Raw genomic sequence first — 11649 nt, 5'->3', positions numbered from 1 at the left:
ACGGTGGCCGCGATCAATGTCCTACGGGCCGGGCTGGCCCGTCGCGAAGCCGCACCGGCATAGCGAGAAACCCCCTCACGAGGGGGAGGAGTCACCTGGGCGCGACGGATCCGCCTGCCGTGCATGAAGGGTTCCGGCTCGGACTCGTACCTCCAGTCGTAGAACCGGCTCCCGAGAGGGAAGGCCAGGGCCGCGGGCATGTGGATGAGAATGTCCCACGGGTAGTCGGACCGTCCGGCTTCGAGCACCAGCACCCGGCTGGCGGGATCCGCACTGAACCGCGCCGCCAGCGCGCAGCCGGCGGAGCCTCCGCCGAGGATGATGAAGTCGTACTAGGATTCCAAAGCCATGGTCTCCTGCCTGGCCAGGTCTCCTCCGCGTGGTGCCTTGCCCGGTACGGCGAGCAAGTGCGGAACGGCGGTCGGACCGCAGGTCAGCCCCGGGGTATCGGCTGCTCGGCCCAGATGACCTTGCCGCGGGGCGTGTGACGGGTTCCCCAGCGCTGGGCGAGCTGGGCGACGAGGAACAGACCGCGGCCGCCTTCGTCGGTCGTGGTGGCCTGGCGCAGGTGGGGGGAGGTACTGCTGGTGTCGGTGACCTCGCAGATGAGCGTCCGGTCGCGCAGCAGCCGCACCTGGACGGGTCCGGTGGCGTGACGGATGGCGTTGGTGAGCAGTTCGCTGAGGATCAGCTCGGTGGTGAAGCCGATCTCCTCCAGCTCCCAGTGGGCGAGTTGCCGCAGGACCGCTCCGCGTATCTCGGACACGATGGCTGGGTCCAGGGGCAGGTCGTCCCAGCAGGCCATGTCCGACGGGTCCAGACTGCGGGGGCGGACGACGAGCAGGGTGACGTCGTCCTCGTTCGGCCGGGAGGACGGCAGGGCTGCGAGGGCGGCCTGGCAGGTCTCCTCCGGCGAGCGGCCGGGATGGCCGAGAGTCTGCCGGAGTTCCTCCAGCGCGGTCTCGATGCACCGTTCGCGGTCCTCGACGAGCCCGTCGGTGTAGAGCACCAGCTGGCTGGTGTCCGGCAGTTCGATCTCGACCGTCTCGAAGGGGAATCCGCCCAGGCCGAGCGGCGGCGCGGCGGGCACCTCCGGGAAGGTCACCGTCCCGTCGCGGGAGATGAGCGCCGGGGGGAGGTGTCCCGCACGGGCGAGACTGCAGCGGCGGGTGGTCGGGTCGTACACCCCGTACAGGCAGGTGGCTCCGATGAAGGTGTCCGTGCCGCTCTCCTCCTCGGCCATCCGGGCGACCAGGTCGTCCAGATGCGTGAGGAGCTCGTCGGGGGTGAGTTCGAAGGTGGAGAAGTTTTGCACGGCGGTGCGCAGCCGTCCCATGGTGGCGGCGGCGTGGACGCCGTGGCCGACCACGTCGCCCACAACGAGTGCGACGCGGGCCCCCGACAGGGGGATCACGTCGAACCAGTCGCCGCTGACTGCGATGTGTGCGGGGAGGTAACGGTGAGCGACCTCAAGTGCGTTCTGTTCGGGCAGGTCCCGGGGGAGCAGGCTGCGCTGAAGGGCGAGGGCCGTGGCGTGCTCGCGCGTGTAGCGGCGCGCGTTGTCGATGCAGAGGGAGGCGCAGGCGACCAGCTCCGCGGCGAGGCAGACGTCGTCGTCCTCGAAGGGCGCGGATCTCCGCGAACGGTAGAGGCTGGCCACCCCCAGGGCCACGCCGCGGGCGCTCAGCGGGACGGTGATGAGGGAGTGCACGCCCCGGTCGAGGATCTCCGCGGTGCGTATCGGGTCATGGGTTGCCCAACATCGCGCCGCCTTCAGGTCCGCCTCGATCGTCGGGGAGCCGCTGGCCAGACACTGGGCCTGCGGGCTGGTGGGGTCGAAGTCGATCTGCTCGTCCACCCCGGGGAAGGGGAGGCCGTCCGCCCCGCTCACCGCGGCGCGTTGCATCAGCAGCCCGTCGGAGGCCGAGGGCTCGTCCCCCTGGAGGACGGGAGGGTACAGGTCGACAGTGACCGCGTCGGCGAAGTTCTCGACCATCACCTCGGCCAGTTCCCCTGCGGTGCGGACCACGTCCAGGGTGGTGCCGATGCGGCGGCTGGACTCGCGCAGCAGCTCCAGACGGTGCCGCGCAGTGAGGGCGAGCCTGCCGATCCCCGGTTCCCCGACGGCCAGCACCCATCGGTGGCACTGCGGCGGGCTCTCGCCGGCCGCCGGAACCGCCGTGGGAGCCGGAACCGCGGTGGGAGCCGCAACCTCAGGGGGAGGGCCGTGCCGGGCACCGGGGAGCTCGACCGTCCCGAGCGTCCCGACCGTGTCGGTCCGCGGCACGGGCGGCTTGGTAGCGGGCGTCCCCTCCATGGCGAACAGCGCGCGGCCCGCGGGAACGATGACCTCGACCGCGACCCCCTCGCACGCGTCCGCCACCGGCCGCGCAAGGAGTGTGGCCACCCGGCCGCCGGACACGGGTACCTCGATGGCGGCTCTGCGGCCCGAGGCGATCAGCCCTGCCGCCTTCTCCTCCAGGAGCAGCCGGTCGGACCCGGTCAGTATGTCCTCGGGCGGGGTGCCGAGGGCATATCGCCTGCCTTCCATGAAGTCGGGTGCCTCTGCTTGGCGCGCGATCTGCATGTAGGCCTGCAGGAGGGCACGCTCCCGGTCGGTCTTCTGCTTCAGCAACCTTCGTTCAATGGCGCGAACGGCCTTGCGCGCCGTGGTTTCCAGCGTCGGGGTGAACTCGGACCGCTCGGTCGCAAGGTCAACAATGCCGACGATGCGCCCGCTCAAGGGGTCGTGGACGGGCACGGCCACGCAGCCCTGCACGATCCATGCGTCAGCGAAGTGCTCATGACCGTAGACACGGCTGGTACGCCGCTCCACGAGCGCGAGGCCGATGGATGTCGTACCGGCGAGGGACTCGTGGAAGCTGAAGCCGGGAGCCCCTCCGCCCGCATCGTCGAGGTAGCGGGTCATCTGCGGCTGACCGGCCAGGCAGCGGAGCACCAGGCCCTCGCCATCGGTGAGGATCACAGTCGACCAGGTGCCGGCGATCGCGGCCGCCAGCTCGTCGAGCACCGGCTGTGCCGCGTGGACGAGCTCGGTGTTGAGGTCGGGTTCGCCCTGGTAGGTGGTCCCGAGGCTCGGAAGCAGGCCCAGGGACTGACAGCGGCTCCAGGAGGACAGGATCTCGCTGCGCACTCCCGGGCCCGCCGACTCACCGGCCAGGAAGCGCTCACGGCTGCGCGCCATGGTGTCCTCGCTCCGACCACAGCGAGCCATTCGGACCACTTCCTACCTGTAGACAATCCAGGCGACGTTATGAAAATACACTAAAGCCGGGCGAATGTGACCAAATGGGTGAAGGGGCGGCTCAGCGCCCATGCGGAGCCAGTGCGGTAGCAACCGCCCTCCCACCTGCCGTTTCTAGCGGCCAACGGCAAGCGCTCCCCCTTGGTAGAAGCCTTCCTTCTCCTCGGCGACGTACGGGCCCTGGCCGTACGCCGCCGGGCCTCCGACTCCTAGTCCCGTCAGAAGTCACACGCTTCTCCCGAGTCCCAGAACGACACCCCGGTGATCTTCTGCCCGTCCTGGAACCAGTACGCGTGGGCGCGCGGCAGGCCCTCTGGATGCGGCAGTGGATGCTGTTGGTGATCTCTAGGTTTGGAGCCTTCGGTAGAGTTGTTGGAAGTTGGCTGGCCGGTCGCGGTGGCGGTGCGGGTGTAGTGCCTGGTGGGAAGTGTTCGCTGAGGCGGATGATGTTGGTTCCTGCGGCGGTGAGCACGTGTTGGACGTGCGTTTTCGCCAGGCCGCGGTAGCGGCAATGCCGCAGGCCGTGAGCGTGGACCGTTTCGGAGACGGTGGCCTCGCAGCCCGCGCGGATGGCATAGCGCCGCTCCCAGTTGCTGGTCTTCTGGTCCTTCCTGACCTGCGTCAGCCGGGGATGCCCGTCGCCCAGGGTAGGTTTCCAGGGCGGGCTGGTGATGCCGTGCGGGCAAGTCAGGGTGCGAGCCTGCCAGTCGATGTATAAGTCCTCTCTCGTGAAGCCCGGCCGCTGGGCGCCTTGCGGGTCAACTCGGACCGGACCGAGCAAGGGGATGCCCCACTTCTGGGATGCCTGGTGGATGCTGTCCGGGGTGACGTAGCCGCCGTCGACGACGTGCTCGAGGGGCTGAAAGCCCTGGCGGGTCAGCTGTTTGTGGATACCGTCGAGGGCATCGATGTCCTGCTGCGGCGCCGGGCGAGTGACCACCTGCACGATGGCGTTCGGGCTCGTCTCGTCACAGGTCTCGGACTGGTGGCCGCGATAGCCGATCCAATCCCGCTGGCCGGCCGCGGTGACCTTCTGGCTGTGCCGTCGCCCGCCCGGCTGAACCTCGACCGCAAGACCGTCCGCCGCTTCCGGAACACCGACCTCGACCAGCTGCTCGCCTCCGCCCGCGAACGCCGCCCCAACGGCGTCCTGGAGCCGTTCAAGGCGTACGTGAACGACCGCTTCGCCGAGGCGCAAGGCCAGGTCAACGGCACTCGGCTGTTCCTGGAGATCCAGGCGCGCGGCTACCACGGCAGCCGCCAGGTCGTCCGCAAGCACATCGCCGCCCTCCGCGCTGGCACCGCAGAACCAGTCCGGCCGACATCCCCAGCCCCCGCAAGATCACCTCCTGGATCATGCGGCCCCGGGAGACCCTCACTGACAGCCAGGACGAGCGGCTGCTTCAGGTCCGGCTCGCCTGCCCGGACATCACCCGGCCCTGCGACCTAGCCAGGGCGTTCGCCGACTTGGTCCGCCACCAGCGCGGATACCTCCTACTGGAGTGGATCCGGCAGGCCGAACAGGACGCACCGAAGGGGATGAGGGCTTCGCCGGCTTCCTCCGCCAGGACCTCGACGCCGTCACCGCAGGACTGACTCTCCCTTGGAGCTCTGGGGTCGTCGAAGGCCACGTAAACAGGGTGAAAACCCTCAAGCGGGCCATGTATGGCCGGGCCTCCTTCGAACTGCTCCGGACCCGGTGTCGGCGTACGCCTGAACGTGCTCAACTCCGTACAGGTGAACGTGGTCAGTTGGTGATGCGCTGCCCACGGGCTTTCGTCAGTCCGCAATGGACGGTCGACGGCGCTGGACGGTCAGGCACTTCTCACGCCACCTTGATGACAACCTTGCCCGCAGTGTGACCGTTCTCGACGGTGGCGAGGGCGGCCGGGGCGTCGGAAAGCGGATGGACCGCAGTGATCACGGGTGCGAGAACTCCGTCGAGGGCCAGCCGGGCGGACCGCTCCAGGCTCTCCCGGTCGAGGCGCCGCTCGATGAAACGCCCACCGAGATCGGGCACAGACATATCGCCCACGGCGATGACGTTGCGGGGATCCCGGGCCAGCGGAGCGACCGTCCGCAGCGAGGTGCCTCCGACCAGGTCGATGATTCCGTCGAAGCCGTCCGGAACCAGCTCGCGTGCCGCGGCGACGATGTCCCCGGCGGTGTAGTCGATGAACCGCGCCCCGATGGCCTCGGCCTGCTCGCGTTTGGCGGTACTCCCGGTGCCGATCACACGCAGCTCGCGCTTGGCGGCCAGCCGGGCGGCGGCGAGGCCGACCCCGCCCCCGACCCCGTTGACCAGGACCGTGGCGCCGGCCGGGAGGCCGAGCTGGTCGAGCACGTCGACCGCGGTCGTCCCGGTCACGGGCAGTGTTGCCGCCACGGTCGCGGACAGGCCCGCCGGGATGCGCGCGGTGTTCGGCGCGGACAGCACCGTCGTCTCGGCGTAGGTGCCGCCACCGGTGAGTGCGAAGCCGAAGACCGCGTCACCCACCTCGAGCCCGTCGACGTCCTCGCCCCGGGCGAGAACGGTTCCCGCCGCCTCCATGCCCAGCACACGGGGAAACGGACGCCCACCGTCGAGCCCGGGGACTAGACCCGAGCGCAGCATGTGGTCGAGGGGATTCACGCCGGCCACGTCGACCCGGATCAGCACCTCGCCGCGACCGGGGACGGGATCGGGACGATCGATGAACTCCTGCACCTCGGGCCCGCCATACCTGCCGAAACCCCACGCCTGCCCCATCTTCCGCTGCCTCCCGTGTGACCGACCCGGTGATTCCGGGTCTGCAGCCATCCTCACCTCTCACATCGATGTCAGGGGCAACCGACTGAGATGCAGGTCACAGCATCAGGTCAACTGTGCCGTCGGCTCCGGTGACGTGGACAGCTCCGCCCGGTGCCGGCTGTTGGCCCTGATCAGCAGGTCAAGCGCATCCCGGGTCGCGATCAGGTGCGCGATGTCGTCGTCGATCCGGTCGCGCTCGCGCATCATCGCCGTGAACGTCTCCTCGGCGACGCCCAGGTCACCCGGGAGGTCCACACACGGCAGCACAGTCGCGATCACCCGGCTGGACATACCCGCGTCGAACAGCTGCCGGATGAGCGACACGCGCTGGACCGCCTCAGCGGAATAGTGCCGCTGCCCGGTATCGGAGCGTGAGCTGGTCAGCAGACCCTGCTCTTCGTAGTACCGCAATGAGCGCGGGCTCACGCCCGTGCGCGTGGATAGCTCGCCGATCCGCATTCCTGAGAGCCTACGCTCGCGTACTCCAGGTGCAGACCGTCGACGAGTCGTGGACACCTGCGGACGCCGCCACAGCCGCAGGGTTGTCGTCCCGGTCCCACAGCTGAGCACATTCGTCTGTACACGCCTGAGCACTTTTCTCAGTACGCCGACACCCGGATCCTCACCCAGCCATGAGCATCGCGCCGACCGTCCCTCCAGGCCCTCTACGCTTCTCGGGTGCGCTACTTGACGGAGTCCTTCGACCTTGGCGCTGAGGCGGGGTCGACCAGTCGAGCAGTTCCTCGGCCCTGCTGGCTCACCCGAGCGTCCCGGCATCCGCTACATCGAAGTCAGACCGGCCAAGACCCGCTACGAGATCCACCTGCACACCCTGGAAGACGTCGGTCACGAGACCTTCGTTGACGTGGTCGAGTTCCCTCCTCTTTACACCGACGATGAGGAAGAGGAGTTCGGTCGCCTGGTCGCGACTTGCGAGGCCCGCTCGTCGCCCTCGCAGCCGCTCAAGACGTCACCGGAGCGGGACGCGAAAGTGGGTCAACGCTGGCGTGGTCCAGGACGAGTATCTCGACTACGTGTTGGCCGGACGGCCGGCAAACAGCTCGCCAGATGGACGGCCCTGGCCCGTGCCGCCGCCCAAACGCTGACGATCAACGGGATCACTGAACTGCGGCCAGAGCCTTGAAAACGGCCAGGGCTGCTCCTCGTTCCTCGCTCGGTTGCTGGGGGGCAACGAGGGGGGAGCTGGCTGCTCGTGGAGCGTGCGGGCCGTGCCGAGCGGTCAAGGACGCCTCTGGGGCCGTCACCGGGCCGCAGGATGCGTGAACGCGCCCCTCGGTCGACAACGATGAGGCTCGCATCACACTGCGACCGCCCCTTGGCCGTGTTGAGAGCCGGGCGGCGTCCTGCTGTTACCGGCCGATCTTGTCCAACTCGGCGAGTTCCTCCTCGGAGAGCGAGAGCCCGGCGCCGGCGACATTGTCGCGGAGGTGTGCCACCTGCGAGGTGCCGGGAATGAGCAGGATGTTCGGAGACCGCCGCAACAGCCAGGCCAGGGCGACCGACATCGGCGTGGCGTGCAGGCGGGTGGCCACGGCGGAAAGCCCCGTGGACTGCAGTGGGGTGAAGCCTCCGAGCGGGAAGAAGGGCACGTAGGCGATGCCCTTGTCGGCGAGATCGTCGATCAGCTCGTCGTCCTGGCGGTAGGCGAGGTTGTACATGTTCTGCACGCACACGATCGGCGCGATCACCTGGGCCTCGCTGACCTGTTCCGCCGTCGCGTTACTCACTCCCAGGTGCCGGATGAGGCCCTGCTGTTGGAGTTCGACGAGAGTTTCGAAGGGTTCGGCGAGCGAGCCGGGCCGGGGGCCCTGGGCGTCGCCGAGCCGGAGGTTGACCACATCAAGCGATTCGAGGCCGAGGTCTCCAAGGTTCTCGTGGACGGCGCGGCGCAGGTCTTAGGGCTTCCGGGCCGGGGGCCAGCCGCCCTGCTGATCGCGGACCGCGCCGACCTTGGTCACGATGTGCAGCGATGCGGGATAGGGGTGCAGTGCTTCACGGATCAGCTTGTTGGTGACGCGTGGTCCGTAGGCACCGGAGGTGTCGATGTGGGTGATCCCGAGGCGGGCGGCCTCGCGCAGGACGGCGAGCGCACCGTCGTGGTCCTGGAGGACCACAGCCACACGGGCAGCGGCTCTTGTCCGTCGGGCAGGTGATCAACCTGGAGACGGATCAACGTGCCCTCGATGAGGGGAAGTCCGCCCTGATGGTCGATCCACGCGGAGCGGGTGGTCAGCCTCGGATGGATGCGATCCCATCCCATGGCCTGCGCGGTGCCGTACCGGTCGGTGACCTGCACGGTCACCGCGTCCGGCTCACCCCAGGTGTCCGGCCTGGCCAAGCGGAACTCCTTGCCGTGCTTCGGGGGCCGTCCGCCCTGCGGCGGTGAGATCCACGGAGTGGGGACCGGCTTGCACATCACCCGGTCCGAGCGCATCCGGCCGAGCACCTCGACCGGGAGGCCATCGAGGAGGTAGGTCATGCGCGGAGCGTCATAGCCGGCGTCGAAGACGACCAGGATGTCGGCGTCACCGTCGTCCCACTGGCCGCCAGCGGTCAGGTCGGTGACGACGCGGCGGACCTGGTCGGCGGTGAGTTCTTTGAGCCATCCAACGGCGACAAGCTCACAGCCATACCCAGAACCCCCGGGGCCCGCCGATCTTACGAAGGACCAGCTCAAACCCACGCCTGGAAGGTAGGACAAGCTGAGTCAGTCCTGGGCGAGGCGGTCGAGGAACTGGCCGACCAGTTCCAGGCCGGTGCGCAGGATCTCGGTGTCGTCGGCGAAGCCGATGCGGACGGTGTGCTCGATGTCGAATGCGGCGCCAGGGGTGAACATGACGCCGGTCTCCTGAAGGAGGCGGGTGCAGAACTCGTAGGAGTCGATCGGGGCGTTGTAGCGCAGGAGTGCGGTGGTGCCCGAGGCCGGTTTGACGTAGGTGATGTCGTCGCGGCTGGTGACCCACTCATCGAGGATGGCGAGGTTGGCGCGCGTGAGGTGGTGGGAGCGGGCGAGGATGGCGTCCTTGTTCTCCAGGGCGACGCAGGCCAGGAGGTCGTCGACGCGTCCGACGCTGATGGTGGTGTAGTCCCGGTGCGTGGCCACCTGGGTGAGGAGGCGGGTGGGGCCGACGATCCAGCCCAGGCGCAGTCCGGCCAGGGAGTATGGCTTGGACATGCTGCCGGTGGAGATGCCGCGCTCGTACAGGTCGACGATCGAGGCGGTGAAGCCGTCGCCGTCCTGGTCGACGCCGCGGTAGACCTCGTCGCACAGCACCCATGCCCCGACCCGCTCAGCGATCTTGGTGATGCGGGCCAGGCCTGCTTCGTCGATGAGGGCGCCGGTGGGGTTGTTGGGGTTGTTGACGGCGATGAGCTTGGTGTCAGCCGAGACCAGGCGGTCGAGTTCGTCGAGGTCGGGCAGCCAGTCGTTCTCCTCGCGCAGCGGCAGTTGGGTGACGCGAGCGCCGTAGCTGTCGGGGATGGAGTAGTGCTGCTGGTAGGTGGGGACGACGGCCACGATGTGGTCGCCCGGTTCGACGAGGGTGGCGTGTACGAGGGCGTTCGCGCCGATCGCGCCGTGGGTGATCAGGACGTTTTCCGGTCCCTGGGTCTCGTAGAGGCCGGCGACGAGGCCGCGCAGGCGGGGGCTTCCGGGGATGGGGCCGTAGGAGAGTGGGGTGGCGTCGAGTTCGGCGAGGATCTCCCCCCGCCGTCCGGACATCTGGAGCAGTTCGCCAGTGGTCAGGGAGCGGACGCAGGTCTCGGCGAGGTTGTAGCGGCAGGTCTCCTCGTAGTCATTCATCCACTGCTCGACGGCGAACGGGCGGATCTTCACCGGGACTATCCCTTCGTCATGGTGTTGTCGTTGTGCAGGACGGCCCAGGCGACGGCCGCGTCCTCGATCCCCAGTCCCACGGACCGGAAGTACACCGGCCGCTCGCCGCTCGGACGCTGGGCGCGGCCGGCCACGAGGCCGGCCAGGTCGCCACGCACGGCGGCGGGGTCCCAACCGTCCGCAGCAGCGCGGGTCAGGTCGGCGGCGACCTGCAGAGTAGTGAGCGCGTCGACGTAGACGTCGAGGGCCTCGACGGCGGCGGACGGGATCTCGCGGGCGCCGGGGGCGTTGGTCGAGATCGAGGTGACGACCGTGCCCGCGGGCAGAGTGCGGGGGTCGATCACATCGTCGGCGGCCGAGGTGCACAGCATCACCAGGTCCGCATCCGTCACCGCGTCCTCAAGGCTCGCGACGGCCTGGACACCGTCGCCGGCCTCGTCGATGCCCTCCGGTGAGAACGCGCGGACGGTCACGCCGGGGCGCAGGTGGCGCAGGTAGCGGGCATGCGCACGGCCGACGCGCCCGTAACCGACGACGGCCGCGGTGCGGGCGCTGGGCGGCAGGAGGAGGTCGGCGGCGAGCACGGTGGTGGCCGCGGTGCGCTCGACCGTCAGCTCGGAGGCGTCCAGAAGCGCGAGCGGCTGCCCGGTGGACAGGCTCAGGAGCATCGTCCACGCCATGACCACGGCGGGTCCGGCGGGATCGGGCAAGTACGGGGAGACCTTGACCGAGTACACGTCGGCGTGGGACAGGACCGCCGGGTAGTGGATGACGTCACCGCCACCGGGCAGGTCAACGACAAACTGGCCCGGTGACGTACGGAGGGCAAGGTCCCCGAAAGCATCGCGGAGAGCCGCGAGAACGGCCTGCTCGGAGACGCGGGGAGAGCTGATTACACGCATGATGAGCAATATATTGCTCACTCAATCAAGTGGCAACTTTCTGCGCACTATAGTTCTCAGCATGAGTGGTGAGAGTGCCCCGGACAGCCAGGCAACGCAGGAGTTCGTCGCCCGTATCGGCAGACGCATCCGCGCGCTGCGCAAGCAGCGGGGCTGGGGCGTCCAGCAGCTCGCCGACGCCGCCAAACTCAGCCGACGCATGCTCACCGACATCGAACTCGGCCAGGCCAATCCCAGCCTCGCCACCGTCGACCGCGTCGCCCTCGCCCTCGACACCGACTTCGCCGCCCTCGCCCTGCCTGAGAGCGACGCTCCCGGCGCGCAAGCCGAAGGCACGCTCGCATGGGAGGCCCCGGACGGCAGCACCGCCCTCCTACTCGGCGCCACCGAGAACCCGCGCGCCGAACTGTGGCGCTGGACCCTCGCCCCGGGCGGCCGTTATGACGCTGAACCCGACCGTCCCGGAGCGCAGGAGATCCACCATGTCCTCGCCGGCCGTCTCACCCTCGTCCTCGCGGCCGGTTCCCAGGTCCTGGCGCCGGGACAGAGCGCGACCATCTTCAGCGACCAGCAGTACGCCTACCTCAACGAGCACACCGAACCCACGGTCTTCATGCGTGTTGTCAGCGGCGCCTGACGCCGCCAGCAGGCCCCGACCCGCCCGGCCCCAACTCGACGCATCACCGTCGCCAACCTCGACGGCAACACGGCACCGGCCCTGCTCTAGCTAGCTAGTCTAGCTAGTAGTGCTTCGTTAGGTTCTGGTTCTGGTGAGGGGGCGGCCGCAGGTGGTGCAGGTGCCGTCCCAGCACCGCAGCAGGTCCTGTAACGCGTC

9 protein-coding genes and 3 pseudogenes are annotated in these 11649 nt (G+C 68.9%); 3 read left to right on the top strand and 9 right to left on the bottom strand.

The window, feature by feature from the left end; translation table 11 throughout:
* Positions 1-107: 107 nt before the first annotated feature.
* The 3 genes and pseudogenes from AB0N07_RS47865 to AB0N07_RS47855 all read right to left on the bottom strand — a co-directional run.
* Positions 108-323 (bottom strand): annotated as a pseudogene (locus tag AB0N07_RS47865) (choline dehydrogenase); the annotation flags it as partial.
* Between the two features lie 110 nt (positions 324-433).
* Complete coding sequence (locus tag AB0N07_RS47860; protein WP_365846797.1) at positions 434-3205, bottom strand: SpoIIE family protein phosphatase; 2772 nt, start codon at positions 3203-3205, stop codon at positions 434-436.
* Between the two features lie 121 nt (positions 3206-3326).
* Entirely contained in the window at positions 3327-4046 is a 720-nt protein-coding gene (locus AB0N07_RS47855) for a transposase (RefSeq protein WP_365846799.1), read from the bottom strand.
* A gap of 27 nt (positions 4047-4073) precedes the next feature.
* Between AB0N07_RS47855 and AB0N07_RS47850 the strand changes: the two genes are divergently transcribed.
* Positions 4074-4715, top strand: coding sequence for a hypothetical protein (locus AB0N07_RS47850; RefSeq protein ID WP_365846801.1), 642 nt, complete (start codon positions 4074-4076; stop codon positions 4713-4715).
* A gap of 375 nt (positions 4716-5090) precedes the next feature.
* On the opposite strand, the gene AB0N07_RS47845 is transcribed toward AB0N07_RS47850, so the two are convergent.
* Positions 5091-6014 (bottom strand): NADP-dependent oxidoreductase, encoded by a 924-nt coding sequence (locus tag AB0N07_RS47845; protein ID WP_365846795.1) that lies wholly within the window; start codon positions 6012-6014, stop codon positions 5091-5093.
* Between the two features lie 105 nt (positions 6015-6119).
* Entirely contained in the window at positions 6120-6515 is a 396-nt protein-coding gene (locus AB0N07_RS47840) for a MerR family transcriptional regulator (RefSeq protein WP_365846793.1), read from the bottom strand.
* A gap of 247 nt (positions 6516-6762) precedes the next feature.
* On the opposite strand from AB0N07_RS47840, the gene AB0N07_RS47835 reads away from it, so the two are divergent.
* Positions 6763-7200: a hypothetical protein gene (locus AB0N07_RS47835; protein WP_365846791.1), complete on the top strand. Its 438-nt coding sequence runs from the start codon at positions 6763-6765 to the stop codon at positions 7198-7200.
* A gap of 226 nt (positions 7201-7426) precedes the next feature.
* Here AB0N07_RS47835 and AB0N07_RS47830 read toward each other — a convergent pair.
* The 4 genes and pseudogenes from AB0N07_RS47830 to AB0N07_RS47815 all read right to left on the bottom strand — a co-directional run.
* Positions 7427-8173: pseudogene (locus tag AB0N07_RS47830) on the bottom strand (oxidoreductase); the annotation flags it as partial.
* 8 nt (positions 8174-8181) lie between these two features.
* Positions 8182-8673, bottom strand: a pseudogene (locus AB0N07_RS47825) (transposase); the annotation flags it as partial.
* 111 nt (positions 8674-8784) lie between these two features.
* Positions 8785-9912, bottom strand: a complete 1128-nt coding sequence (locus AB0N07_RS47820) for an aminotransferase (RefSeq protein ID WP_365846789.1) — start codon at positions 9910-9912, stop codon at positions 8785-8787.
* A gap of 5 nt (positions 9913-9917) precedes the next feature.
* Entirely contained in the window at positions 9918-10814 is an 897-nt protein-coding gene (locus AB0N07_RS47815) for a hypothetical protein (RefSeq protein WP_365846787.1), read from the bottom strand.
* Positions 10815-10875: 61 nt separating this feature from the next.
* On the opposite strand from AB0N07_RS47815, the gene AB0N07_RS47810 reads away from it, so the two are divergent.
* A complete protein-coding gene (locus AB0N07_RS47810) occupies positions 10876-11451 on the top strand; it encodes an XRE family transcriptional regulator (protein WP_365846785.1) in 576 nt (191 codons plus the stop codon).
* The last annotated feature ends 198 nt before the right edge of the window (positions 11452-11649 follow it).

The sequence above is a fragment of the Streptomyces sp. NPDC051172 genome, assembly GCF_040682555.1.
GTDB lineage: Bacteria > Actinomycetota > Actinomycetes > Streptomycetales > Streptomycetaceae > Streptomyces.
The sequence above is the reverse complement of the archived record's forward strand: the minus strand, read 5'-3'. Positions and strand labels throughout refer to the sequence as shown.

What these genes read in the sequence shown, in the direction of transcription:
- AB0N07_RS47845 (WP_365846795.1), bottom strand. Translation starts at nt 6,014, where the DNA reads ATGGGGCAGGCGTGGGGTTTCGGCAGGTATGGCGGGCCCGAGGTGCAG.
- AB0N07_RS47810 (WP_365846785.1), top strand. Translation starts at nt 10,876, where the DNA reads ATGAGTGGTGAGAGTGCCCCGGACAGCCAGGCAACGCAGGAGTTCGTC.
- AB0N07_RS47815 (WP_365846787.1), bottom strand. Translation starts at nt 10,814, where the DNA reads ATGCGTGTAATCAGCTCTCCCCGCGTCTCCGAGCAGGCCGTTCTCGCG.
- AB0N07_RS47860 (WP_365846797.1), bottom strand. Translation starts at nt 3,205, where the DNA reads ATGGCGCGCAGCCGTGAGCGCTTCCTGGCCGGTGAGTCGGCGGGCCCG.
- AB0N07_RS47840 (WP_365846793.1), bottom strand. Translation starts at nt 6,515, where the DNA reads ATGCGGATCGGCGAGCTATCCACGCGCACGGGCGTGAGCCCGCGCTCA.